This window comes from Micromonospora thermarum (genome assembly GCF_012034245.1).
Lineage (GTDB): Bacteria > Actinomycetota > Actinomycetes > Mycobacteriales > Micromonosporaceae > Micromonospora > Micromonospora thermarum.
In genome coordinates this window covers 199341-224761 of sequence record NZ_JAATEO010000005.1, presented here as the reverse complement: position 1 = coordinate 224761, position 25421 = coordinate 199341, and the positions used below count along the sequence as shown (strand labels likewise).

19 protein-coding genes are annotated in these 25421 nt (G+C 74.3%); 15 read left to right on the top strand and 4 right to left on the bottom strand.

The genetic code is table 11. The features are described from left to right. The first annotated feature begins 141 nt into the window (after nucleotides 1-141). From HCJ94_RS07180 to HCJ94_RS07160, 5 genes are all read left to right on the top strand, one after another. Nucleotides 142-981, top strand: coding sequence for a GNAT family N-acetyltransferase (locus HCJ94_RS07180; protein WP_168000174.1), 840 nt, complete (start codon nucleotides 142-144; stop codon nucleotides 979-981). Nucleotides 982-1126: 145 nt separating this feature from the next. Further along, nucleotides 1127-2017: an ABC transporter ATP-binding protein gene (locus HCJ94_RS30895; RefSeq protein ID WP_309227173.1), complete on the top strand. Its 891-nt coding sequence runs from the start codon at nucleotides 1127-1129 to the stop codon at nucleotides 2015-2017. Continuing rightward, nucleotides 2014-4248, top strand: coding sequence for a YhgE/Pip family protein (locus HCJ94_RS07170; RefSeq protein ID WP_168000173.1), 2235 nt, complete (start codon nucleotides 2014-2016; stop codon nucleotides 4246-4248). The genes HCJ94_RS30895 and HCJ94_RS07170 overlap by 4 nt, the downstream gene beginning before the upstream one ends. A 97-nt stretch (nucleotides 4249-4345) precedes the next feature. Next, the gene (locus HCJ94_RS07165; RefSeq protein ID WP_309227172.1) at nucleotides 4346-4879 is read left to right on the top strand and encodes a TetR/AcrR family transcriptional regulator; all 534 of its coding nucleotides are present in this window, start codon (nucleotides 4346-4348) and stop codon (nucleotides 4877-4879) included. A gap of 164 nt (nucleotides 4880-5043) precedes the next feature. Next, the gene (locus tag HCJ94_RS07160) at nucleotides 5044-8559 is read left to right on the top strand and encodes an ATP-binding cassette domain-containing protein (RefSeq protein WP_168000171.1); all 3516 of its coding nucleotides are present in this window, start codon (nucleotides 5044-5046) and stop codon (nucleotides 8557-8559) included. 139 nt (nucleotides 8560-8698) lie between these two features. On the opposite strand, the gene HCJ94_RS07155 is transcribed toward HCJ94_RS07160, so the two are convergent. From HCJ94_RS07155 to HCJ94_RS07140, 4 genes are all read right to left on the bottom strand, one after another. Then, a complete protein-coding gene (locus HCJ94_RS07155; RefSeq protein ID WP_168000170.1) occupies nucleotides 8699-9766 on the bottom strand; it encodes an NADH:flavin oxidoreductase/NADH oxidase in 1068 nt (355 codons plus the stop codon). 66 nt (nucleotides 9767-9832) lie between these two features. Continuing rightward, nucleotides 9833-11125, bottom strand: coding sequence for a dicarboxylate/amino acid:cation symporter (locus HCJ94_RS07150; RefSeq protein WP_168000169.1), 1293 nt, complete (start codon nucleotides 11123-11125; stop codon nucleotides 9833-9835). A 208-nt stretch (nucleotides 11126-11333) separates the two neighbouring features. Next, entirely contained in the window at nucleotides 11334-11702 is a 369-nt protein-coding gene (locus tag HCJ94_RS07145; protein ID WP_240944028.1) for a DUF998 domain-containing protein, read from the bottom strand. Nucleotides 11703-11990: 288 nt separating this feature from the next. Then, nucleotides 11991-12956, bottom strand: coding sequence for a glutathione S-transferase family protein (locus tag HCJ94_RS07140; protein WP_168000168.1), 966 nt, complete (start codon nucleotides 12954-12956; stop codon nucleotides 11991-11993). A gap of 105 nt (nucleotides 12957-13061) precedes the next feature. Between HCJ94_RS07140 and pcaF the strand changes: the two genes are divergently transcribed. From pcaF to HCJ94_RS07090, 10 genes are all read left to right on the top strand, one after another. After that, nucleotides 13062-14267, top strand: a complete 1206-nt coding sequence (gene pcaF, locus HCJ94_RS07135) for a 3-oxoadipyl-CoA thiolase (RefSeq protein ID WP_168000167.1) — start codon at nucleotides 13062-13064, stop codon at nucleotides 14265-14267. A 265-nt stretch (nucleotides 14268-14532) separates the two neighbouring features. Continuing rightward, nucleotides 14533-15351, top strand: coding sequence for an SAM-dependent methyltransferase (locus tag HCJ94_RS07130; protein WP_168000166.1), 819 nt, complete (start codon nucleotides 14533-14535; stop codon nucleotides 15349-15351). A gap of 5 nt (nucleotides 15352-15356) precedes the next feature. Then, entirely contained in the window at nucleotides 15357-17519 is a 2163-nt protein-coding gene (locus HCJ94_RS07125; RefSeq protein WP_168000165.1) for a putative bifunctional diguanylate cyclase/phosphodiesterase, read from the top strand. A 121-nt stretch (nucleotides 17520-17640) separates the two neighbouring features. After that, a complete protein-coding gene (locus tag HCJ94_RS07120; RefSeq protein ID WP_168000164.1) occupies nucleotides 17641-18141 on the top strand; it encodes a DUF456 domain-containing protein in 501 nt (166 codons plus the stop codon). 354 nt (nucleotides 18142-18495) lie between these two features. Continuing rightward, nucleotides 18496-20058, top strand: a complete 1563-nt coding sequence (locus HCJ94_RS07115; RefSeq protein WP_168000163.1) for an amino acid permease — start codon at nucleotides 18496-18498, stop codon at nucleotides 20056-20058. Between the two features lie 68 nt (nucleotides 20059-20126). Next, entirely contained in the window at nucleotides 20127-20921 is a 795-nt protein-coding gene (locus HCJ94_RS07110) for a FadR/GntR family transcriptional regulator (protein WP_168000162.1), read from the top strand. 62 nt (nucleotides 20922-20983) lie between these two features. After that, a complete protein-coding gene (locus HCJ94_RS07105; protein ID WP_168000161.1) occupies nucleotides 20984-22348 on the top strand; it encodes a glutamine synthetase family protein in 1365 nt (454 codons plus the stop codon). A gap of 120 nt (nucleotides 22349-22468) precedes the next feature. Continuing rightward, entirely contained in the window at nucleotides 22469-23815 is a 1347-nt protein-coding gene (locus tag HCJ94_RS07100; RefSeq protein WP_373684209.1) for an aldehyde dehydrogenase family protein, read from the top strand. Nucleotides 23816-23819: 4 nt separating this feature from the next. Next, on the top strand, nucleotides 23820-24587 hold the full coding sequence (locus HCJ94_RS07095; RefSeq protein WP_168000159.1) for a 3-oxoacyl-ACP reductase: 768 nt from the start codon (nucleotides 23820-23822) through the stop codon (nucleotides 24585-24587). Next, entirely contained in the window at nucleotides 24584-25297 is a 714-nt protein-coding gene (locus HCJ94_RS07090) for a gamma-glutamyl-gamma-aminobutyrate hydrolase family protein (protein ID WP_168000158.1), read from the top strand. Before HCJ94_RS07095 ends, HCJ94_RS07090 begins: the two co-directional genes overlap by 4 nt. The last annotated feature ends 124 nt before the right edge of the window (nucleotides 25298-25421 follow it).

The window sequence follows — 25421 nt, the reverse complement described above, 5'->3', positions numbered from 1 at the left end:
TGCATCGACGATATATCGGCAATGCATCGGCGACAAGTCGTCTGAGGGATTCGCCGCCGTCCCGGGCTCGGCGGTTGCCGGTCCCGGCCCGCTGAGCCGGTCGCCCTACACGGCCCCCGCCGATCTGGCAGGCTGGTAGCCGTGCTGACGGCGCCGGTACGGCAACTGGGGGAATCGGAGCGCCGCGCGGTCGAACGCCTGCTCGACCTCGACCCGTACGCGGGCGCGCAGGTCGCCGAGCGGGTCGCCGCGCGGGGCCTCGCCTGGTGGCGCGCCGAGGGGCGGGTCCTCGGGTACGGCAGCCGCCGCCACCTGGAGTCGGTCTGCTGGCTCGGCGGCAACCTCACCCCGGTGCTCGCCACGGAGCCGGCCGTCGCCGCCTTCGCCGACCTGCTCGCCGGGGAGGAGCGACTGTGCTCCTCGATCGTCGGGCGGGCGGACGAGGTGCTCGGGCTGTGGGACCGCCTCTCCTCGACCTGGGGGCCGGCGCGGGACGTCCGCCCCAACCAGCCGCTGCTCGCCACCGACGCGGTGCCCGGCGTTCCGGTCGACCCGCACGTGCGCCGCGTACGCCGGGGCGAGGTGGACCGGCTCTTCCCGGCTGCGGTGGCGATGTACACCGAGGAGGTGGGTGTCTCGCCGCTGGCCGAGGACGGCGGACGCGGTTACCGCCGCCGGGTGGAGGACCTGGTCCGGGCCGGCCGGGCGTACGCCCGCTTCGTCGACGGCGCGGTCGTGTTCAAGGCCGAGCTGGCGGTGGTGACCCGGCGGACCGCGCAGGTCCAGGGCGTCTGGGTGGCCCCGGAGTGGCGGGGCCGGGGGATCGCCACGGCTGCCATGGCGGCCGTCGTCCGGGACGCGCTGCGGCGCGTCGCGCCGACCGTGAGCCTGTACGTCAACGACTTCAACCTGCCCGCCCGGCGGGTGTACGAGCGCTGCGGCTTCCGCCCGGTGGGCACCCTGGCCACCGTGCTGTTCTGACGCGTGACGCGTGACGCGTGACGCCTGACGCCTGTCCGCGTGCCGTCGGATGGCCCGGATCACGTCGGTCGAGGGGTTCCGAACCGGACGACCGGCACTATGCTGGGCATGTTTTTGTACTGACCGGTCAGTCCAAGGGGTGCCCGTGGGAGATGTCGTCGTCGAGGCGCGCGAACTGGGACTGCGTACGCGTCGCGGCTGGGTGTTCCGGGACGTCGACCTGACCGCCGCCCGCGGCGACCTGCACGCCGTCGTCGGGCCGCCGGGCAGCGGACGGACATCCCTGCTGCTCGCCCTCGCCGGGCGCTTCCCCACCACGCACGGGCGGTTGCTCCCGCACGGCACCTCCGCACTCGGCCACGTCCCCGGTGTGCACGAGCCCGATCCCGCGCTGACCGTCGCCGAGCACGTCCGGGAGCGGCTGCTGCTCCTCGGGCCGGTCCCGCACCGCCGTCGCCAACTGGTGCCGGTGGCGGCCCTGCGGGCCCGGTGCGCGTACCGGCGGGACGCCTTCGCCACCGCGATCGCCGGCGCGGGCCTGACCGACGACGTGCCCTTCGAGCCGGCCACCCGGGGCCGGGACCTGACACCGTTGCAGCGCCAGGTGCTCGGACTCGTCCTGGCCACGCTGAGCGGCCCGGCGCTGATCGTCGCCGACGACGTGGACGCCGGGTCGGACCCCGCCGAGCGCGCCTGGCTCTGGGCGGCGCTCAGCCACCTGGCCGACCGGGGGTACGCGGTGATCGCCACCGCCCGCACCGTCGAACCGGACAGCCCGGCGATCGTGCACCGCCTCGGCGACCCACCGCCGGTGCCCTCCCTGTCCACCGCCCTGACCCGCGACACTCGCCCTCCACTGCCACCCATGCCGCCGACCGCACCCGAGCCGCCCGCCGGGGCCGAGCCGCCAACCGGCGCCGAGCCCGCCGGCCAGCCGCCCGTCGAGGCCGAGCCGCCGACCAGAGCCCAGCCGCCCCCGCCCCGCGACACGACCCCCTCCGTGACCGACGTCGAGACCGTCGAGGTGACCCCGTGAGCGTGTTCCGACTGGCCCGTTTCGAGCTGCGCCGGATGACGCGGGGCCGGCTGCCCCGGGCGGCGCTGGCCGTGCTCACCGTCATCCCGCTGCTCTACGGCGCCCTCTACCTGTACGCCTTCTGGGACCCGTACGCGAAGCTCGACCGCATCCCGGTGGCGCTGGTCAACGCGGACCGCCCGGCCACCGCGAGCGACGGAAGCACCGTGCGCGCCGGGCAGGACCTCACCGACGAACTGCTCGACCGGCGCGTGTTCGGCTGGCACGTCACCGACGCCGAGGACGCCGCCGCCGGGCTGCGCAGCGGCCGGTACCACCTGGTGTTCGCCATCCCGGCGGACTTCTCCGCCACGCTCGCCGCCGGCCCGGACCCCGCGCGGCCGGCCCGCCAGGGGCGGCTGAAGCTGGTCAGCGACGACTCCACCAACTACCTCTCCGGGCTGCTCGCCCGGACCGCCTTCGGCGAGATCCGCGCGGCCGCCGCGGAGAGCACCGCCGAGGGCTACTTCGCCAAGATGCTGGTCGGCTTCACGGACCTCAAGTCGGAGACGGCCCGGGCGGCCGACGGCGCGGGGAAGGTCGCCGACGGACTGGGCACGGCCACGGGCGGCGCGGGAACCCTGGCCGACGGCCTCGACCGGAGCGTCGGCGGTGCCGGCCGGCTCGCCGACGGACTGGACGCGTCCACGGACGGTGCGGGCCAGCTCTCCGGCGGCCTCAACCAGGGCGTACGCGGCGCCGGCGACCTCGCCGACGGGCTCGGGCAGTTGCGGACGGGGGCGGTGCAGCTCGCCGACGGGACGGCCCGGGCCGCCTCCGCCACCCGCGTCGTCGCCGACCGGGTCGACGCCGCGGCCGACCGGGTCGAGCCGGTGCTGCGGGAGAACGCGGAGCTGATCGAGACCTCCGCGACCGCCGTGGCCGAGGGCGCCGAGGCGCTGGCCGCCGGGCTGGACGTGCTGCCCGCCCGGGCCGAGGAGGCGGTCGCCGCCGCCCGGGCGGTCCGCGACCGGCTCGACGCCCTCGTCGCCGCCCACCCCGAGCTGGCCGACGACCCGGCCGTGGTCGCCGCCCGCCGGGCCGCCGACCAGGCGGTCGCCGCGGCCGAGGCGGTGGTGGCCGGGCTGGAACGGACGGACCTCGCCGCCCTGCGGAAGCGGATGACCACGGTGGCGGCGACCGCGCGCGAGATCGCGGCGGCCGCCCCGCACCTCGCCGACGACGTCGCGGCCGCGCGCGCGAAGGTGGACGAACTGGCGAACGGCCTGACCACCCTCGCCGAGGGCAGCGCCCGGTTGCGGGACGGCCTGGGCGCGGCGGCCACCGGCGCCGACCAGCTGCACGGCGGGTTGTTCCGCCTCGCCAGCGGTGCCCGGGAACTCGACGGCGGCCTCCAGCGGCTCGGCGCCGGCAGCGAACGGCTCGCCGACGGGCTCATCCGGCTGGAGGGCGGCGCCGGGGAACTCGCCGACGGGCTGACGCGGCTCGGCACGGGCGCCGGTGACCTCGCCGACGGGCTCACCGCCGGGGCCGGGAAGATCCCCGGGTACGACGACGCGGACGCCCGCGCCGGCGTCCTCGGGGATCCGGTGGCGCTGGACCGCACCGCACACAACGCCGCGGGCTCGTACGGCGTGGGCTTCGCCCCGTACTTCCTCGGCCTGGCTCTCTGGGTCGGCGCGATGATCACGTACCTGTTGCTGCGCCCGCTCAACCGGCGGCACGTGATGTCCGGTGCGGCGGCCTGGCGGGTCGCGCTCGCGGGCTGGCTGCCCGCCGCGGCGATCGGCCTGGCCCAGGCCGGGGTGCTCTTCGCGGTGCTGACGCTGGCGCTCGGGCTGGCCCCGGCGCGGCCCGCCGCGACCCTCGGGGTGCTGGCGCTGGTCTCGCTCGTCTTCACCGCGATCGTGCAGTGGCTCGGCGCCCAGCTCGGCCCGGCCGGGCGGCTGGCCGCCCTCGCGTTGCTCATGCTGCAACTCACCTCGTCCGGCGGCACCTACCCGGTGGAGACCTCGCCCGGCTTCTTCCAGGCGATCCACCCGTGGCTGCCGATGAGTTACCTGGTCACGGCGCTGCGCCACACCATCAACGGCGGGGCGGTCGGGCCGGTGGTGACCGGAGTGCTCGTGCTGGTCGCGTTCGGGGCGGGCGCGCTCGTGCTCACCGGGCTCGCCGCGCGGCGGGCGCGCCGGCTGACCCCGGCCACCCTGCACCCGGAGCTGGCCATGTGAGGATGCACAGGTGGCGTGGGGTGCACGGGGAGAGCGAGCGACGGACGGACGGAGCCGGCGGCGGGAGGACACCCGTCAGCGACTCTTCGAGGCGGCCGTGGAACTCATCGCCGAGCAGGGCTACTCCGCCACCACCGTGGACGACATCGCCGCCCGCGCCGGCGTCGCCAAGGGCACCGTCTACTACAACTTCCAGTCCAAGACGGTCCTCTTCGAGGAGTTGCTGCGGCACGGCATCGGTCTGCTGACCGCGGAGTTCCGCGCCGCCGTGGCCGGGTTGCCGCCCCGAGAGGCGCTGGCGGCCCTGGTGCGCGCCGAGCTGGAGTACATCCGCCGCTACCGCGCCTTCGCCCAGCTGCTGCTGTCGGAGATGTGGCGGACCAACCGGGAGTGGCAGCAGACCCTCCGGCTGCTGCGCGGCGAGGCGATCGAGGTGATCGCCGAGACCGTACGGGCGGGCGTGGCGAGCGGGGACCTGCCGGCGGACCTGGACGTGCGTACCGCCTCGTCGGCGCTGTTCGGCGTCGGCCTGGTGGTCGCCGTGGACTGGCTCGTCTTCCAGCCGGAGCGCCCGCTGGAGGACGTCGAGGACGCCCTGCTCAGCATCGTGCGGCGGGTCGCCGAGGTGTGAGGAAGGGCCCCTTCCCAACGCCTCCGGTAGCGGAAGGGCCCTCTCTTGACGCGACACCGTGCGTCACCCTGCGGCGACGCATCGACGGGTAAATGCGTTGATCGGCCGGGTCGACTCGGGCGAGGCTGGTCCTACCGCCACCGTCTGCCGTTAGGGGTCTCGCCGTGCGTCTGCTCCGCGACATGTGGGCCACGTCGCCCCGCCGCATGGCGATCGTGACCGTCCTGGTCGTGCTCGGCGCCGGCGGCCAGGCGGCCGCCGCGGCCCTGGCCGGGCCGGTCCTGCTGCACCGGTCCACCGGGTACTTCACCCTCCTGGCCGCCGCGCTGGTCGCCGCCGTCGTCAGCGACCTCGTCGTCAGCCTGCTGATGGCGGGCGTGACCGCGGACTGGTCCGCCGCCGTCCGGCGCCGGCTGTGCCGGGTCGCGTTCGGGCAGGACCTGCCCACCCTGGAGACCACGCCGGTCGGCGAGCTGCTCGACCGCATCGACGGCGACGTCTACCAGGTCGCGGCCGCGGTGCGGGCCCAGGGCGTACGCATCGCGCAGATGCTGGCGGTCGGTGTGCTCTCCACCGCCGTCGCGATCGGCGTGTGGTGGCCGGCCGGCATCACCATGCTGCTGCTGGCCGGTGCGCTTGTCGTCGGCCTGCGCCGGCCCACCGCCCGGATCGTGCCGGCCCGGATGGCCGAGGAGGAGGCCTGGTCCGACCTGGCGGCGGTGATGGAGGAGGCGATCCACGGCCAGGACGACGTCCGCACCAGCCTCGCCCAGCCGTACGTGCTCCGGCTCTACGCCACGCGGGCGGCGGCTGTGCTCTCCCGCGGCCTGCGGGTCTGGCGGATGTCGGCGAAGGTGACGACCGTGGCGGCCGGGGTCACCCGGGCCGGGATCGCGGCGGTGGTGCTCGCCGGGGCGTGGGCCCTGGCCACCGGCCGGATGGACGGCGCCCGGCTCACCGCGGTGTGGCTGCTCGCCATCGCGTTCGGCGCCACCGTCGAGCACGTCAGCCGGATGGTGCCCGAGTTGCAGTACGCGCTCGGCGCCTGGGGCCGCGTGCAGCTGCTGGAGGACTCCCCGCAGGAACCCACCGGCGGCCTGGACCCGCTCGACGGTGACCTGGCGGTCCGCGGGCTCACCTTCCGCTACCCGGCGGCCGACGGCACCCGGGGGCCCGCCCTGCGCGACGTCCACCTGACCTTCACCCGCGGCCGCTCGTACGCGCTGGTCGGCCGGACCGGCTCCGGCAAGTCGACCCTGGCCAAGGTGCTCACGCGGGCCGTCGACGTGCCGCCCGGGACGGTCTTCCTCGGCGGCCGGGACCTGCGCGACCTCGACGTCGAGCAGCTCCGCCGGTGGGTCGCCGTGGTGCCGCAGCGCACCGAGATCCTGGCCGGGACGCTCGCCGAGAACGTCGCGCTCTTCGACCCGGCCCTGCTCGACGACGCCGCCCGCGCGCTGCACGAGCTGGGTCTCGCCACCTGGATCGCCGAGCTGCCCGAGGGGCTGCACACCCGGCTCGGCGAGGGCGGGCACGTGCTCTCCGCCGGGCAGGAGCAGCTGGTCGCGTTCGCCCGGATCCTGGTGCGGGATCCGCACGTGGTGATCCTCGACGAGGCCACCGCGCGGCTCGACCCGGTCACCGAGGCGCGCGTGCAGCGCGCCACCGAGCGGCTGCTGCGGGACCGGATCGGCATCGTCATCGCGCACCGGCTCTCCTCGGTGCGGCACTGCGACGAGGTGGTCGTGCTCGCCGACGGCGCGGTGGTCGAGGCGGGGCCGCTGCGGGAGTCGGAGCGCTTCGCCGAGCTGCTCGCCACCAGCCACACCGCCGCGTACGCCCGGGGCGGCACGCGCGGCCGGAGCGGCGGGCTCGACCTGCTGGAGGGCCCGGAGCCGGACGCGTCGTCCGGGGCCGGCGCGAGGGACCGCACCCCGCCCGCCGACACCGCACCACCGGCGCCGGAGGCCGCGCCCGAGGACCGCACGCCGCCGCCGGCCGCGACGTTCGCGGGGACGCTGCGGGAGATCACGCGGCTGGTCTTCAACGATCCGCGGTACGGGCTGGCGGCGCTGGCGCTGTTCGTGGTGCTGGTGCTGATCGGGCTGGACGGCCCGGTGCTGCCGTGGCTCTGGGCGGACGTGGTCGACGGCGTCGGCGACCCGTGGCTGCCGGCGCTCGGCATCGCCGCCGGGCTGCTGGTCACGCTGCCGATCCCCTGGTACACGAGCATCTGGTTCCCGGGGTGGTGGGTCCGGCAGATGCTGCGGATCAGCCTGCGCCTCGTGCAGGGGCAGACCGGCCCCCGGCGGGTCAGCACGCACACGCCCGCCGAGGTGGTGGCCCAGGGCGGCGACACCGAACGGGTCGTGCAGCTGGCCGACAACCTGCTGGACCAGGCCGCCGCACTCGTGCTGCTGGTGGCGATGACCGCGATCTCCGGCAGCGCCGTACCGGGGCTGTTCTTCGCCGGGACGATGCTGGTGTCCGGGCTGGCGGCGACGCTGTTCGGGCCGCGCCTGGAACGTAGCGCGCGGGAGACGGTGGCGGCGCGGGCGGCGTTCGCGACCGCGCTGGTCTCCTCGCTGTCCGCCGCCCGTACGGTGAAGCTGGCCGGCGCGACCCGGCCGGTGCTCACCCACCTCGCCGACCTGGACGTGACGCGCAGCGAGCGGCAGCGGCGGGAGATCTCCGTGCAGGTGTGGTCCCGGTCGACGCCGTCGCTGGTCAGCGGGCTGCTGCCGATCGGCGCCTGGGCGCTGTTCCTGACCGGCACGCTGTCGGCGGGGGCGACCCTGGTCGCCGTGGCCACGCTCGCCGCGGCGCGCTGGTTCGCGTGGACCACGGCGTCGCTGATCTCGCAGGTGCCGTCCGCGCGGGTGTGGACCCGCCGGACGATGGCGATGGCCGGGGTGACCGCGTACTCGGCGGCCGTGCCCGACGTGGACCTGGCCACCGGGGAGGCGCCGGCACCGGCCGTGCCGCCCCGGCATCCGCTGCGCCGGCTGGAGCTGTCCGGCTTCGGCGTCCGGCACACCGACGGCACGACGGCCGTGCGGGACGTCGACCTGACCGTGGAGCGCGGCCAGCTCGTGCTGGTGGTCGGGCCGGTCGGCTCGGGCAAGTCGTCACTGCTGCGGGCCCTGGCCGGCATCGCGCCGCACACGGGTCACCTGACGTGGAACGGTGAGCCGGTCACCGAACCGGAGCTGTTCCTGCGCCCGCACCAGGTGGGTTACGTCGGCCAGCTGCCCCGGGTGCTGTCCGGGACGGTGGCCGACAACATCACCCTCGGCCACCCGGTGGACGCCGCCGCAGCGGTGTCGACCGCCCAGCTCGACCACGACCTGGCGGCGTCCGGGGCCGGCCTCGGGCTGGTCATCGGGCACAAGGGCACCCGGCTCTCCGGCGGGCAGCTCCAGCGCCTCGCGCTGGCCCGGGCGCTCGCGCCGCGTACCGAACTGCTGGTGGCCGACGACGTGTCGTCCGCGTTGGACGTCACCACCGAGTTGGCGCTGTGGGAGGCGCTGCGCAGGCACGGTGTGACGGTGGTCGGCTCGACGTCGAAGCGGGCGGCGCTGGTCCGCGCCGACCACGTCGTGGTGTTGGAGAACGGCCGCGTCGCCGCCCAGGGCCCCTGGCGCGACCTCGAACCAACCTGGTCCCACCTGGCCGGCTGAGCCCCGCCCCGCCCCGCCCCGGCGGCCGCCGCCGACCCGCGTCGATCATGAAGTTAGCGGGGACAAAGCGGGCGGAATGAGCCGCTAACTCCATGATCAACCGGGGTCGGGGCTCCGGGGTCCGGGGTTCGGGGGCGGGTCAGGTGGCGCGGAGGTACTGGGAGGGCCAGGTGGGGGTGGCGCCGAGCTTGGCGGCGGCGCGGTGCGGCCAGTACGGGTCGCGGAGCAGTTCCCGGCCGAGCAGCACCAGGTCGGCCTCACCGGTCGCCACGATCTGCTCGGCCTGCTCCGGCTCGACGATGAGGCCCACGGCGCCGGTGGCGACGCCGGCCTCCCGGCGGATCCGGGCGGCCAGCGGCACCTGGTAGCCCGGGCCGACGGGGACCGTCGCGTCGGGGGACGCCCCGCCGGAGGAGCAGTCGACGAGGTCGACGCCGGCGGCGGCCAGCTCACCGGCGAGGACGACGCTGTCGTCGACCGACCAGCCGCCGTCCACCCAGTCCGTGGCCGAGATCCGGGCCAGCACCGGCACGTCCTCGCCGACAGCCGCGCGGACCGCCCGCGCCACCGTGAGGGCGAGACGCATCCGGCCGGCGCGGTCGCCGCCCCACTCGTCGGTACGCCGGTTCGTCAGCGGCGACAGGAACTCGTGCAGCAGGTAGCCGTGCGCGGCGTGGATCTCGACGGCCCGGAAGCCGGCGTCGACGGCGCGACCGGCCGCGGCCGCGAACGCGTCGACCACTCCGGCGATGCCGGGCCCGTCCAGCGCGGTCGGGCGCCGGTAGTCGGGGACGAAGGGTTCGGCGCCCGGGCCGACGGGCGTCCAGCCACCCTCGGCGTCCGGAACGCCACCCCGCCGCGGCGCCCACGGCCGGTACGTGGACGCCTTGAAGCCGGCGTGCGCGAGCTGCACCGCCGGCACCGCGCCCTGCGCGGCGACGAACGCGGTGACCGGGCGCCACGTGTCGACGTGCGCGCCGGACCAGAGCCCGGTGTCCTGGGGGCTGATCCGGCCCTCGGGCAGCACCGCGGTGGCCTCGGTCAGGACGAGACCGGCGCCGCCGGCGGCACGGGTGCCGAGATGTACGAGGTGCCAGTCGGTCGGCAGGCCGTCCGGACCGGCGGAGTACTGGCACATCGGCGCGAGGGCGACCCGGTTGGGCAGGGTCACCGCGCGCAGGGCGAGCGGGGTGAAGAGGGCGGTCATGTGGTCATCCTCTCGACAGCGCGACGGAGGACACCGGAGAGGTGTCCTCCGTCGCGGACGGGGTCGTCAGGCCGGGACCGGCGCCAGGTCCTCGTCCCGGGCCGGCAGCGGCTCGCGCCCGACGGCGTCCCGCCGGCCGGCCGAGTCGTACGCGGTCCGGTCGAGGGTGCCCTCCCGGGCGGCCACGATCGTCGGCACGAGCGCCTGGCCGGCCACGTTGGTGGCGGTCCGGATCATGTCGAGGATCGGGTCGATGGCCAGCAGCAGGCCCGCGCCGGCCAGCGGCAGGCCGAGCGTGCTCAGGGTCAGGGTCAGCATGACGATCGCACCGGTCAGGCCGGCGGTCGCCGCCGAGCCGACCACGGAGACGAAGGCGATCAGCAGGTAGTCCGTGACGCCCAGGTCCACCCCGAAGACCTGTGCCACGAAGATCGCGGCCAGGGCCGGGTAGATCGCGGCGCAGCCGTCCATTTTCGTGGTGGCCCCGAAGGGCACCGCGAAGGACGCGTACTCGCGGGGGACGCCGAGGCGCTCGACCGAGCGCTGGGTCACCGGCATGGTGCCCACCGAGGAGCGGGACACGAACGCCAGCTCGATCGCCGGCCAGGCGCCGGCGAAGAAGCGCAGGGGGTTGAGCCGGGCGGCGCCGACCAGCAGCAGCGGGTAGACGACGAACAGCACGATCGCGCAGCCCACGTACACGGCGGTGGTGAAGCGCGCGAGCGGGGCCAGCAGGTCCCAGCCGTACGAGGCGACGGCGTTGCCGATCAGACCCAGGGTGCCGATCGGGGCGAGCCGGATCACCCACCACAACGCCTTCTGGACGATCTCCAGCAGCGCGCGGTTGAGCTCGACGAACGGCTCGGCGGCCTTGCCGACCAGCAGCGCGGCGGCGCCGACGACGAGGGCGAGGAAGACGATCTGGAGCACGTTGCCCTCGACGAACGCGCCGACCGGGTTGGTCGGCACGATGCCGGTGAGGAAGTCGGTCCACGAGCCGGTCTTCTTGGGCGCGGTGGCGGCGGCGGTGTCCAGGGTGACGCCGCGGCCCGGGTCGGTGAGCAGGCCGAGCCCGATGCCGACGCTCACCGCGATCAGCGCGGTCACGCCGAACCAGAGCAGCGTCTTCAGCGCCAGCCGGGCGGCGTTCGTCACGCCGCGCAGGCTGACCACGCTGACCACGATCGCGGTGAAGACGAGCGGCGGCACAGCCAGCTTGAGCAGCTGGACGAACAGGCCGCCGACGGTGTCGAGGGTGCTGGCGAGCCAGCTCAGGTCGTTGGCGCGGGCGAGGAAACCGAGCGCCACGCCGAGAACGAGGCCGAGCAGGATCTGCACGGAGAAGGGAATCTTGCGCACGAAGGGTCCAAGTCTGGAGGAGGGTCGGTCAGGGCGGCGTCAGGGGAGAAGCCGCGCCGGACAGACGCCGCTGGCCTGCAGTCGGAGGTCGACGTACAGGCGCACGGTGAGATTCCAGACGTTGGTCATCGCCCGCCGACGCTACTCCCGGCGAACCGACAGGTGGAAGGATCGACCGGCGTGACGCTCCTTACAAGCGTGGGTCCGGTCACCGTCGGGTCAGGCCGAGCGCGGCGGCGGTGGCCAGCCCCCAGGCGGCGGCCACCGCCAGCAGCACCCGCTCGAGGACGCCCACCAGGCCGCTCCGGCCGACCGTCAGCATCGCCAGGCCGATCGCACCGGCCAGCGGCAGCGCCAGGGCGACGCCGGTGCCGGCGATCCGGCGCAGCGGCGGGTGCGCGGCGGGGGAGAGCAGCACCGCCAGCATCGCGAACACGACCGCCGCCGTCGCGGCGATGCTGGCCCCGCCGTGCACCAGGTCGGCCACGGTGGCCCGCTCGAACGGCGGCAACGGGCAGCCGGCGCTGCACGTGACGGCACCGGAGAGCAGGGTGAAGAGGCCGCCGGCGGCGAGCAGCGCCGCCGCCGGCCGCAGCCCCGCCGGAGCGCCGTCGCGAGCAGCAGCAACGCCGCGGCGAGGGCGAAGACCCCGATCCGGTACGCCGGGGCGTACGCGCTGCCGGCCACGCCCGCCTCGCTGACGTACCCGGTCAGGCCGGGGCCGGGACCGGCGACCACGGCGACGGTCACCGCGACGACCCCGGCGACGATGCTGCCGGCCGCGGCCGCCGCGGCAGCCCGGCGAGCAGCCACGGCGGCGGTGCCGGCCGGGGACCGGCGTGCGGTCGCGGTGACCCGGCGCCGGTCAGCCACGTCCGTGGGGCGTTGTCCAGCCGGAGAGGTCCGGACCGAGCGGCACGATCCCGCTGGGGTTGATCATCTTGTGGGTGGCGTAGTAGTGCCGCTTGATGTGGTCGAAGTCCACCGTCTCGCCGAAGCCCGGCGTCTGGAACAGGTCGCGCGCGTACGCCCACAGCACCGGCATCTCGGTCAGCTTGTGCCGGTTGCACTTGAAGTGCCCGTGGTACGCCACGTCGAAGCGGACCAGCGTGGTGAACAGGCGGACGTCGGCCTCGGTGATCGAGTCACCCATCAGGTAGCGTCGGCCGGTCAGCCGCTCCGACAGCGCGTCCAGCCGGGCGAAGAGCGCCCGGAACGCCTCGTCGTACGCGGACTGCGAGGTGGCGAACCCGCACCGGTAGACCCCGTTGTTGACGTCCCGGTGGATCTCCGCCATCAGCGCGTCCATCTCCGGTCGCAGCTCCGCCGGGTACAGGTCCGGTGCCCCCGGCTTGTGGAACCGCCGCCACTCGGTCGAGAAGTCGAGCGTGAGCTGCGGGTAGTCGTTGGTGACCACCCGGCCGGTGAGCGTGTCGACCAGCGCCGGCACGGTGACCCGGCCGGTGTAGTCGGGGTCACTCGACAGGTACGCCTCGGAGAGGTAGCCGATCCCGAGCACCGGGTCGAACCCGTCCGGGTCGAGGGTGAACCGCCAACCCCGCTCGTCCCGGATCGGGTCCACCGTGCCGAGGGAGATCACGTCGTCCAGCCCGAGCAGGCTGCGGACGATGCGGGCCCGGTGCGCCCAGGGGCAGGCACGACACCAGATCAACCGGTAGCGGCCCGGCTCCAGCGGCCAGCGGTCCTGGTCGTCCGGCCCGCCTCCCGGGGCGGAGGTGGAATGCGGGGTGACCCGACCGGTGAACCGGTTGGGCTGGCGTACGAACTCGCCACCGCGACTGGTCTCTGCGCTGAACTGGGCCCGAGCCATGCCGTCAACCTATCCCGTCCGGGCGTGGATATCCTGGCCCCCGGAGCGCCACCCCGGCACGGTGCGGCGCTCCCGCCCCGCCTTCCCACCCCCGAAGGACTCGCGATGACCGTGGCATACCTGGTGGCCGGTGTCCGCACCCCGATCGGCCGGTACGGCGGCGCGCTCGCCGGCGTCCGTCCCGACGACCTGGCCGCGCACGTGATCCGCGAGCTGGTCGCCCGCCACCCTTCGGTGGACTGGGCCCGCACCGACGACGTGATCCTCGGCTGCGCCAACCAGGCCGGCGAGGACAACCGCAACGTGGCACGGATGGCGGCGCTGCTCGGTGGCCTGCCCGAGGAGGTGTCCGGCACCACGGTCAACCGGCTCTGCGGCTCGGGCCTCGACGCCCTCGCGTCCGCTGCCCGGTCGATCGTCGCCGGCGAGGCCGACCTCGTGGTGGCCGGTGGCGTGGAGAGCATGAGCCGGGCGCCGTTCGTGATGCCGAAGGCGGAGACCGCGTACGCCCGCACCGCCGAGGTGTACGACACCACCATCGGCTGGCGACTGGTCAACCCGCTGATGAGGAAGGGTTGGGGCATCGACTCGATGCCGGAGACGGCGGAGAACGTGGCCGCCGAGTACGGCGTCGACCGTGCCGCCCAGGACGGGTTCGCGTACCGCTCCCAGCAGCGGGCCGCGAAGGCGCAGGCCGACGGCCGGTTCGCCGAGGAGATCGTGCCGGTCACCGCCCCCGCCGGTCGGCGGGAGACGAAGCTGGTCGAGGTCGACGAGCACCCTCGGGAGACGTCGCTGGAGAAGCTCGCGGCGCTGCCCACACCGTTCCGCGAGGGCGGCACGGTGACCGCGGGCAACTCCTCCGGTGTCAACGACGGCGCGGTGGCGCTGCTGGTCGCGTCCGAGGCGGCGGTCGCCCGGTACGGGCTCACCCCGTTGGCCCGGGTGGCCGGGGCCGCCGCGGCCGGCGTACCTCCGCGGATCATGGGGGTCGGTCCGGTGCCGGCCACCCGCAAGCTGCTCGACCGGCGTGGTCTGGCGCTGGGCGACGTGGACGTGGTGGAGCTGAACGAGGCGTTCGCCGCGCAGGCGGTGGCCGTGCTGCGCGAGCTGGGCCTGCCCGAGGACGCCGAGCACGTCAACCCGAACGGCGGCGCGATCGCGCTCGGGCACCCGCTCGGCGCGAGTGGCGCCCGGCTGGCCCTGACCGCCGCGTTGGAGCTGCGTCGCCGCGGCAGCCGGCGCGCGCTCGCCACGATGTGCGTCGGTGTGGGCCAGGGCATCTCGCTGCTGCTGGAGGCCGCCGGCTGACCTGGCCGCCCCGCACACCCCGGCGGAGGCGTCACCGGCCACTGTGGCGGGTCACTTTCCGTCTGTGACGGCGGGGCGGCGCGATGACGTCGTCCGGCCGGCGGGTCGGCGAAGTGGGGAACTTGGATCTCCCGTACGCGATGGGGCGCGCCTAGAGTGGTGAGCACCACACGATCCGCGGGTCGGCCGGTGGGCCTCGGTGTGTCCGGACGCGCCCGACACCGGTTCCCTCCCGCACCGCGGCGACGACTTGGGGTGCAGCACAGTGCAGATGCCGGACGGACTTCCCGCCGAGATCGACCTCTCCCGGCCCAGCGCGGCCCGGGTGTACGACTACTTCCTGGGCGGTGCCCACAACTTCGAGATCGACCGGCAGCTCGCCGAGCAGATCGCGAGCATGACCCCGAACCTGGCGGGCACGATGCGTGCGGGTCGGGAGTTCCTCCGCCGCGCCGTGCGCGTGCTGCTGGACGCCGGCATCGACCAGTTCCTCGACATCGGCTCCGGCATCCCGACCGTCGGCAACGTCCACGAGGTGGCCCAGTCCGCGAACCCCAAGGCCCGGGTGGTCTACGTGGACATCGACCCGGTCGCCGTGGCGCACAGCCGGGAGCTGCTGGCCGGCAACGACCTGACCGGGGTCATCCACGCCGACCTGCGGGAGCCGGAGCGCATCCTCGCCGAGTCCCGCGAATCCGGCCTGCTCGACTTCAACCGGCCGCTCGGCATCCTGCTCGCCGGGGTGGTGCACTTCATCCCGGACGCCGACCGGCCGGGCGACATCCTGGCCACGCTCCGGGCCGCCGCCGCACCGGGCAGCCACCTCGTGATCTCCCACTCCACGTACGAGGACCAGCCGCAGGAGATGCTCGACGCCCAGCGGCTGTCGGCGCGGACGGACACCGAGATCACGCTGCGCTCCCGCGCCGAGATCACCAGCTTCTTCGGGGACTGGACGATTCTCGAGCCGGGCGTGGTGCACATGCCGCTGTGGCGGCCCGACTCGCCGTCCGACGTGGACGACAAGCCGGAGCAGTTCGGCGCGTTCGGCGGTGTGGCCCGGTACGACCGGCCCGCCGGCTGATCGAGGTGGCCGCCGTCCCGGAGCCGGGCGGGCACGACGTCAGCCGGGCCGGCGCGGAGGGGTACGCGGCCGAGTGGGCCCGTGCCGTGCGCCGGCTCGGCTTCGTGCCGCTGAGCGCCGGTGAGACCGAGCGGCTGCTGCACCAGCACACCGTCGGGCTGGCGCGGGCTCTGCTCGCCGAGCCGTTCTCGACCCGCCCGGCCGCCGAGATCGGTCGGGCGCTGGTCGAGGCGCACCTGACCGAACCGGGCGTGCTCGACTGGTCCGTGCAGGCCCTCGGCGACCGCTTCCTGGCCCAGGTGCTGCCCGATCGGGTACCCACGGACGGGACGGCCGACCGCGTCGCCGCGCTGCAGGGCGCGCTCGCGGCCGGGTTCGCCCGGGCGCTGCGGGACCGCACCTTCGCCCAGCAGGAGCGGATCGCCCGGTCCGCCTGGCAGGCCCGGGACGAGGTGGAGCAGGCGCTGCGGGACAGTGAGGCCCGCTTCCGGGCGGTGTTCACCGGTGCCGCCATGGGCATCGGCATCGCCGGCGTCGATGGTCAGATCCTCGACGTCAACCAGGCGTTCGCGGACATGCTCGGCTTCTCCATCAAGGAGCTGCGGCAGATCAACGTGGCGTCGCTGTTCCACCCGGACGACGCGGCCGGGATGTGGGAGCTGTACCAGGAGCTGATCGAGGGCAAGCACGACTCCGCCCGGGTCGAGAAGCGCTACTACCGCAAGGACGGCAGCGTCGTCTGGACCGACCTGGCCGTCTCGCTGATCCGGTACGACGACAGCCGCCCCCGGTTCACGGTCGCGATGGTCGAGGACATCACCGAGCGGTACGAGCTCCAGCAGCGCCTCCGCTTCCAGGCGCTGCACGACCCGCTCACCGGCCTGCCCAACCGGACCCTCTTCTTCGAGACCCTCGGCCTGGTCCTCGACACCGCCGACGCCGAGCGCCGCGTCGGCCTCTGCTTCCTCGACCTGGACGGCTTCAAGGCGGTCAACGACAGCCTCGGCCACGACCTCGGCGACCGGTTGCTGGTGGCGATCGCCCGCCGGCTGGCCGACTGCGTCGCCGGTCGCGGCCATCTGGTCGCCCGGATGGGCGGTGACGAGTTCGTCATCCTGGTCGACGACGCGGAGGAGATCGACGACGTGGTGGCGGTGGCCGAGGCCGCCCTGGCCGCCGTCGCCGCCCCGGTCCGCATCGGCGACCACCAGCTCGCGGTCTCCGCGAGCGTCGGCATCGTCGAGTGCCCGGTCGGCGCGACCAGCGCGTCGGAGCTGATGAAGGCCGCCGACACCACGCTGTACTGGGCCAAGGCCGAGGGGCGGGGCCGGTGGGCGGTGTGGGACCCGGAGCGCAGCGCACAGGACATCGCCCGCTCCGCGCTGGTCGCCGGGCTGCCGGCAGCCCTGGACCGGGGCGAGTTCGTGCTGCGCTACCAGCCGATCGTGTCGCTGCTGGAGGGCTCGACGGTGGCCGTCGAGGCGCTCGTCCGGTGGCAGCACCCGGAGCTGGGCCTGGTCGGCCCGGACCGGTTCATCGGCCTCGCCGAGGAGACCGGCCTGATCGTCCGGCTCGGCGAGTGGGTGCTGCGGCAGGCCTGCCGGGACGCGGACGCGTGGCGGCGCGAGTTCCCCGAGGCGCACCTCGTGGTGAGCGTCAACCTCGCCGCCCGGCAGGCGGAGGATCCGGCCATCGTGGACACCGTGGCCGACGCGCTGGCGCGCAGCGGGCTCCCCGCCGACCTGTTGCAGCTGGAGCTGACCGAGAGCGCCGTGATGGGCACCGCCGGAGAGCCGCTGCGGTCGCTGCACCGCCTGGCCGGGCTGGGCGTACGGCTCGCGATCGACGACTTCGGGACCGGGTACTCCAACCTGGCGTACCTGCGCCGGCTGCCGATCCACTGCCTGAAGCTGGCCGGCCCGTTCGTGGAGGGGATCCGCGGCGACGGCCCGGAGGCGGCGGCCGGCCACCGGGACGAGCGGATCGTGGACGCCCTGGTCCGGCTGGCGCACGCCCTCGAGCTGTGGGTGACCGCCGAGGCGGTGGAGACCGAGGTGCAGGCCGAGCGGCTGCGGGCGCTGCGCTGCGACACCGGGCAGGGTCGCTGGTTCGGTCCGCCGGTGCCGGCGACCGAGATCACCGCCCGGCTCCGCGGGGAGGGGGCGTGACGGGCGTACGCCCGGGCGGGCGCGGCGGCCGGGTGGCCGACGCCCCGCTGCGGAGCCGCGCGGAAAGCGGTGGCCGGGTGCCGGGCGCAGCGGCCGGTCCTGCGTGCGGGAGAGTGGCGGCGTGGGGCTGACGGACACGCAGGCGGTGGTCACCCTGGTCGCCGGGCTGGCGATCCTGGCCGGGCTGGCGGGTGTGGTGGTGCCCGGCCTCCCGGCGCTGCCGCTGTGCTGGGGCGGGGTGCTGGTCTGGGCCGTCTTCGGCGGTGCCGGGCCGGGGCGCTGGGTGGTGCTCGCCCTCGCCACGGTCGTGACCGCCGGCGGGGCGGTGGTCAAGTACGCCTGGCCGGGGCGCAACCTCAAGCAGAGCGGCGTGCCCACGTCCTCGCTGCTGGCCGGCGGCCTGTTGGGGCTGGTGGGCTTCTTCGCGATCCCGGTGGTGGGGCTGGTGCTCGGCTTCGTCGCCGGGGTGTGGGGCGCCGAGCGGCTGCGGCTGGGCAGCAACGCGCTCGCGTGGCCGTCCACCGTGCACGCCCTCAAGGCGGCCGGGCTCTCGATGCTGGTGGAGTTCCTCGCCGGGTTGACCGTGGCCGGCCTGTGGGTCGCCGGCCTGCTGTTCGCCTGAGCGGCGGCCCGCGGCCGGGGAGGGGCGGCGGCGCGGGGGACCCGTCGGGCACGGCGGAGCGCCGTGCGTGAGAGAGAGATGGTGGGTGCCCCGCGCCGCCGCGGACCGGGCGTTGCCGAGCGCCCGGCGGTGGCCCGTGGTGATCGGGCCTGGTCACGACGTCAAGCATGCGGTCGTCGCCGCCCGACCGGCAACGCATTTACGAGGGCCGGCACGTATCGGGCATCGGTTAATGGTCTGGTTCTGAAGGATTTTTGGTCGATCTCCATTGACCTGCGTCAGGGCGGGGGCTCATCATCCCGTCAGAAGTGGCGTACGTCACAGCCTTCATCCCCGCGGTCCAAGGAGGCATCGATGAGCTCAACGATCCAGGACGGCGTACCCCGACCATCCCCGGTCACCGACGAGGAACGCCTCGCACAGCTGGGCTACAAGCAGGAACTGCGCCGGAAGCTGTCCGGCTTCTCCAACTTCGCGGTCTCGTTCTCGATCATCTCCATCCTGGCCGGTGCGATCACCTCGTACGGCATCGCCATGACGGCCGGTGGCCCGCTGGCGATCACCCTGGGCTGGCTCGTCGTCGGCGTCATGGTGATCTTCGTGGCGCTGGCCATGGCCGAGATCTGTTCGGTCTATCCCACGGCGGGGGCGCTGTACTGGTGGGCCGCCGCACTGGCGAAGCGGAACAAGGCCGCGTGGGCCTGGTTCGTCGGGTGGTTCAACTTCCTCGGCGAGGTGGCGGTGACCGCCGCGATCGACTTCGGTGCGGCGATCACCACCTCGGCCTTCCTGAGCCTCACGTTCGACATGGAGGTGACGGCCGAACGCACCTTCCTGATCTTCCTGGTCATCATCGTCGCCCACGGCCTGCTCAACACCTTCGGCGTCAACCTCGTGCGGGTCCTCTCGGACATCAGCGCCTGGTGGCACCTCGTCGGCGTGGCGGTCATCGTCGCCGTGCTCGCCACCGTGCCGGACCAGCACAAGCCCATCTCCGAGGTCTTCCTCGAGGTGCGCAACGAGACCGGCTTCACCTTCGCCGGCGCGGCCGGGTACGCGGTGCTGATCGGTCTGCTGATGGCGCAGTACACGTACACCGGCTACGACGCCAGCGCCCACGTGGCGGAGGAGACGCACGACGCGGCGCGGTCCGCGCCCCGCGGCATCGTGATGTCGGTGGTGGTCTCGGTCATCGCCGGCTTCGTGCTCCTGTTCGCCATCACGTGGTCCATCCAGGACTACGAGGCCCAGCGGACGACCGATCTGGGCCTGCCGCCGGCGCAGATCTTCATCGACGCGGCCGGGGACGACCTCGGCACCTTCCTGCTCTTCATCTGCGTGGTCGCCCAGTTCTTCTGCGGCATGGCGTCGGTCACGGCGAACTCGCGGATGGCGTACGCGTTCAGCCGTGACGGCGCGCTGCCCGGCTCCCGGATCTGGAAGCGCGTCAACCGGCGTACGGGCACGCCGACGAACTCGATCTGGCTCTGTGTCGCCTGCTCGTCCCTGCTGGTCCTGCCGTCCCTGTGGAACACCACGGCGTATCTCGCGGCCACGTCCATCGCGGTGATCGGCCTGTACATCGCGTACGTGGCACCGGTCTTCCTGCGCCGGCGCACGCCGGACTTCGCGGTCGGCCCGTGGAACCTGGGCCGGTGGAGCGCGGCGGTCGGGTGGATCGCGATCGTCTGGGTCGCGATCATCTGCGTGCTGTTCGTGCTTCCGACCAGCACCCCCGTCACCGCCACCACGTTCAACTACACGATCGTCGCGGTCGGGGTCGTGCTCGGCGGTGCCTGGCTGTGGTGGGTGCTCAGTGCGCGACACTGGTTCACCGGCCCCCGCCACAACGTGGCGGACCCGGCGATCCCCAGGCCGGCGACGGGCGCGGAGCCCGTCACCGAGCCCACTGACTAGGGCGTACGTTGCCCGGGTGGCGGGTGCTCCGGGCGCCCGCCACCCTGGACACCCTGGAGGGACGGCCGATGAGGATCCATGCCGGTGCCGCCGAGCCGGGCGTCGCCGCGGCATGGACGCGGGAGACGGGCGCGGAGACCGAGCCGGCGCTACCGGTGTGGCGACCGGTACGCGGCGGCAACGCCTTCGAGATCACCGTCGCCCGGCTCGTCCAGGCGATCAAGCTGGGCATGGTGCGGGTCGGCGAGCGGCTGCCCGCCGAGCGCGAACTGGCGGAGCGGCTCCAGGTCAGCCGGGTGACCCTGCGGGACGCGATAGCGGCCCTGCGGGACGCCGGTTACCTGGAGTCCCGCCGGGGGCGGACCGGCGGGACCTTCGTCCGCTCGGCGCAGCCCGCACCGGATGCGGGCGGCGGGCGGCCGGACGCGGGCGAACTGGCCCGCGAGATGGGCGACCGGCTGCACGACGCGCTGGACTTCCGGCGGGTGCTGGAGTCGGGCGCGGCGGCCCTGGCCGCCAACCGCAGCCTGTCGGCCACCGAGCGGCAGCACCTCGTCGGTGCCCTGGCCGCCTCCCGGGACCGCGATCCGGCCACCCGTCGCGTCTCGGACTCCCGGCTGCACCTGGTGATCGCCGCGGCCAGCGGCTCGCCGTCACTGGCCGCGGCCGTCGCCGACGTGCAGTTGACCCTCGACCGGCTCCTCGCCGCGATCCCCGTGATCACCCGGAACCTCGACCACTCCGACGCCCAGCACGCCCGGATCGTCGACGCCATCCTGGCCGGTGACGCGAGCGGTGCCCGGGCGGTGATGGAGGAGCACTGCGACGGCACCGCGGAGCTGCTGCGCGGGCTGCTGACCTGAGGCGGCTGGCCATTGACGGATGCAAAGGTTCGGTAGTAGACCTTTCGTATGGAGGCTCGCAGATGAGGAACGCTCCGCTCACTCTCGAACAGCTGCGGGTCGCCGTCGCCGAGCGCGAGATCGACACCGTCGTGCTGGGCCTGGTCGACATGCAGGGGCGGTTGCAGGGCAAGCGGTTCCACGCGCCGTACTTCCTGGACCAGGTGGTCGCGCACGGCAGCGAGGGCTGCAACTACCTGCTCGCCGTCGACGTCGACATGAACACCGTCGACGGGTACGCGATGTCCAGCTGGGAACGGGGTTACGGCGACTTCGCGATGGTGCCCGACCTGGCGACCCTGCGCCGGGTGCCGTGGCAGCCCGGCACGGCGATGGCCCTGGCCGACCTGGAGTGGCTGGACGGCTCCGGCCCGGTCGTCGCCTCGCCCCGACAGATCCTCCGCCGGCAGCTCGACCGGCTGGCCGCGTACGGGCTGACCGCGTATGCGGGCACCGAGCTGGAGTTCGTGCTGTACCGGGACTCGTACGAGGAGGCCTGGCGGCGCGGGTACCAGGACCTCACGCCGGCCAACCAGTACAACGTGGACTACTCGCTGCTCGGCACCGCGCGGGTCGAGCCGCTGCTGCGGCGGATCCGCACGGAGATGGCCGGGGCGGGGCTGACGCCGGAGAGCGCCAAGGGCGAGTGCAACCTGGGCCAGCACGAGATCGCCTTCCGGTACGACGAGGCGGTCACCTGCGCCGACAACCACGTGATCTACAAGAACGGCGCCAAGGAGATCGCCGCCCAGGAGGGCATGTCGATCACCTTCATGGCCAAGCCGAACGCGCGGGAGGGCAACTCCTGCCACATCCACTTCTCGCTGCGGGACACCGAGGGGCGGTCGGCGATGCTCGGCGACGGGCCGGCGCACCTGTCGCCGACCGGGGAACGGGTGCTGGCCGGGCTGCTCGCCACGATGCGGGAGTTCAGCCTCCTGTTCGCCCCGAACGTCAACTCGTACAAGCGCTACCAGCCGGGGTCGTTCGCCCCGACCGCGCTGCGCTGGGGCACCGACAACCGCACCTGCGCCCTGCGGCTGGTCGGTCACGGCGAGGGGATGCGGGTGGAGAACCGGGTGCCCGGCGCCGACGTCAACCCGTACCTGGCGATCGCCGCGCTGGTCGCCGGCGCGGTGCACGGCCTGGACCAGAAGCTGGAGCTGGGTCCGGAGTGCACCGGCAACGCGTACGACGACATGCGGGCGGAGCGGGTGCCGGGCACGTTGCGCGAGGCCCACGACCTCTGGCGCGACTCAAGTCTGGCGAGGGACGCCTTCGGCGACGAGGTAGTGGCGCACTACGCCAACCAGGCACGGGTGGAGCTGGCGGCGTTCGACGCCGCCGTGACGGACTGGGAGCTGTTCCGTGGCTTCGAACGCCTGTAGCGCCCCCCGGTCCTCCGCGATCTTGCACTTTCGGCCCCTGATTCGTTCCGGTACGTGGCCTTTGTCGGGGCAGGAACTGCAAGATCGGCGAGGAGGGGAGGGGTGGGGCGCGTGACTGACGTGGTGAATCCCGCCACCGGGGAGGTTGTCGCCACCGTGCCGGCGACGTCGAGCGACGAGGCCGATGCGGCGATCGGGCGGGCCGCCGCCGCGTACGAGGTGTGGCGGGACGTCGGCCCCGGGGAGCGGGCGCGGGTGTTGCGGCGGTTCGCTGTCCTCGTCGACGAGCATGTCGAGGAGTTGGCGCGGCTGGAGGTGCGCAACGCCGGGCACACGATCGGCAACGCGCGCTGGGAGGCGGGCAACGTCCGGGACGTGCTCGACTACTACGCGGGCGCGCCGGAACGGTTGACCGGGCGGCAGATCCCCGTCCCCGGTGGCCTCGACGTGACCTTCCACGAGCCGCTGGGCGTGGTCGGGGTGATCGTCCCGTGGAACTTCCCGATGCCGATCGCCGCCTGGGGCTTCGCCCCCGCCCTCGCTGCCGGCAACACCGTCGTGCTCAAGCCTGCCGAGCTGACCCCGCTCACCGCGCTGCGCCTCGCCGAGCTGGGGCGGGAGGCGGGCCTGCCCGAGGGCGTGTTCACCGTGCTGCCCGGGGCGGGATCGGTGGTGGGGGAGCGGTTCGTCACCCACCCCGCCGTCCGCAAGATCTGCTTCACCGGCTCCACCGAGGTCGGCACCCGGATCATGGCCGGCTGCGCCGCCCAGGTGAAGCGGCTGACGCTGGAGCTGGGCGGGAAGTCCGCCAACCTGGTCTTCGCCGACGCCGACCTGGAGAAGGCGGCGGCGACCGCCCCGTACGCCGTCTTCGACAACGCCGGCCAGGACTGCTGCGCCCGGTCGCGGATCCTCGTCCAGCGCCCGGTGTACGACCGGTTCCTGGAACTGCTCGAACCGGCCGTGCGGGCGCTGCGGGTGGCGGACCCGGCCGCCGAGACCGCCGAGATGGGCCCGCTCATCTCCGCCGGGCAGCGCGACCGGGTGGCCGGGTACGTCGACGGCGCGAAGGTGGCCTTCACCGGCTCCCGCCCGGACGGCCCCGGCTTCTGGTACGCGCCCACGGTGCTGCTCGCCGACTCGCCGGCCGACCGGCACTGGCGGGAGGAGATCTTCGGCCCGGTCGTGTCGGTGCTGCCGTTCGACGACGAGGCCGAGGCGGTCCGGCTGGCCAACGACACCGAGTACGGCCTGTCGGGCTCGATCTGGACCCGCGACGTGGGCCGGGCGATCCGGGTGGCGCGGGCGGTGGAGTCGGGCAACCTCAGCGTCAACTCGCACTCGTCGGTGCGGTACTGGACCCCGTTCGGCGGGATGAAGCGCTCCGGCCTGGGCCGCGAGCTGGGTCCGGACGCGTTGCACGCCTTCACCGACGTCAAGAACGTGTTCATCGCGACGGGAGAGTGACGCCGTGCAGGGACGGTTGACGGACTGGGTGGCCGTGGTCACCGGAGCGGGCAGCGGGATCGGGCTGGCCACGGTGCGGCGGTTCGCCGCCGAGGGCGCCCGGGTCGTCTGCGTGGACATCGACCCGGAGGCGGGCAAGCGGGCCGCCGACGAGGTGGGCGGCGACTTCGTCGCGGCCGACGTGGCCGACGAGACCGCCGTCCGGGACCTCTTCGACGGCGTGGTCGCCCGGCACGGGCGGGTGGACATCGCGTTCAACAACGCCGGGATCTCGCCGCCGGACGACGACTCCATCCTGGAGACCGGCCTGGACGCCTGGGAGCGGGTGTTGCGGGTCAACACCACGAGCGTCTACCTGTGCTGCAAGTACGTGATCCCCCACATGCGGCGGCAGGGCAAGGGGTCGATCATCAACACCGCCTCGTTCGTCGCGCTGATGGGGGCGGCCACCTCGCAGATCGCGTACACGGCGAGCAAGGGCGGCGTGCTGGCGATGACCCGGGAGCTGGGCGTGCAGTTCGCCCGGGAGGGGATCCGGGTCAACGCGCTCTGTCCGGGGCCGATCGCCACCCCGCTGCTGCTGGAGCTCTTCGCCAAGGATCCGGAGCGGGCCGCGCGCCGGCTGGTGCACGTGCCGATGGGGCGGTTCGGGAAACCGGAGGAGATCGCCGCCGCGGTCGCCTTCCTGGCCAGCGACGACGCCTCGTTCATGACCGCCGCGCAGTTCGTCGTGGACGGCGGCATCACCGGCGCGTACGTGACCCCGCTGTGACCCGGCCCCTGATCGGCGTCACCGGTTACGTCGAGCCGGCGAGCTGGGCGACGTGGCGGGACGTGCCGGCGGTGCTGGTGCCGGAGGCGTACGTGGCGGCGGTGACCGCGGCCGGGGGCCGGGCGGTGGTGCTGCCGCCGGACGACCTGGACGCGGGCGTGCTGCGGGTGCTGGACGGGCTGCTCCTGGCCGGCGGGCCGGACGTCGACCCCGCCCGGTACGGCCAGGTTCCCGCACCGCGTACCGACCCCCGGCCGGCGCGGGACGCCGGGGAACTGACCCTGCTCACCGGGGCGCTCGCCGCCGACCTGCCGGTGCTCGGCGTCTGCCGGGGGATGCAACTGCTCGTGGTCGCCGCCGGCGGCACGCTCCACCAGCACCTTCCCGACGTCGTGGGTCACGACCGGCACCGCCCCGCACCCGGGGTGTACGGGGCGCACCCGGTGCGGTTCGCGCCGGGCAGCCTGGCGGCGACCGTGATGGCCGGGATCGACCGGGTGAACTCCTACCACCACCAGGCGGTGGCCGACCCGGGTGGCCTGACGGTGACCGGATGGTCCGACGACGGCGTCGTCGAGGCGGTGGAGGACCGCCACCGCCCCTTCCTGCTCGGGGTGCAGTGGCATCCGGAGGAGGAACCCGACCCCCGGCCGATCAGCGCGCTGGTGCGGGCGGCGGCGAGGTCCCGCGTGGAGGCCGGCCCCGGATAGGGCGTCCGGCGTCACCCCCGCGGCCCGGTCCGGCCGGGTGTCCGGGACCTGCCGCGAGGGGGTCGCGGCCCGGGCCGGGGACGGCGTCCGGTGCGGCGTGGGCCGCGTCAGCAGCGTACGACTC

Excerpts from the sequence above, each read along its gene's own strand:
- HCJ94_RS07105 (WP_168000161.1), top strand. The coding sequence starts at position 20,984 with ATGAGGAACGCTCCGCTCACTCTCGAACAGCTGCGGGTCGCCGTCGCC.
- HCJ94_RS07110 (WP_168000162.1), top strand. The coding sequence starts at position 20,127 with ATGAGGATCCATGCCGGTGCCGCCGAGCCGGGCGTCGCCGCGGCATGG.
- HCJ94_RS07115 (WP_168000163.1), top strand. The coding sequence starts at position 18,496 with ATGAGCTCAACGATCCAGGACGGCGTACCCCGACCATCCCCGGTCACC.
- HCJ94_RS07155 (WP_168000170.1), bottom strand. The coding sequence starts at position 9,766 with ATGACCGCCCTCTTCACCCCGCTCGCCCTGCGCGCGGTGACCCTGCCC.
- pcaF (WP_168000167.1), top strand. The coding sequence starts at position 13,062 with ATGACCGTGGCATACCTGGTGGCCGGTGTCCGCACCCCGATCGGCCGG.
- HCJ94_RS07140 (WP_168000168.1), bottom strand. The coding sequence starts at position 12,956 with ATGGCTCGGGCCCAGTTCAGCGCAGAGACCAGTCGCGGTGGCGAGTTC.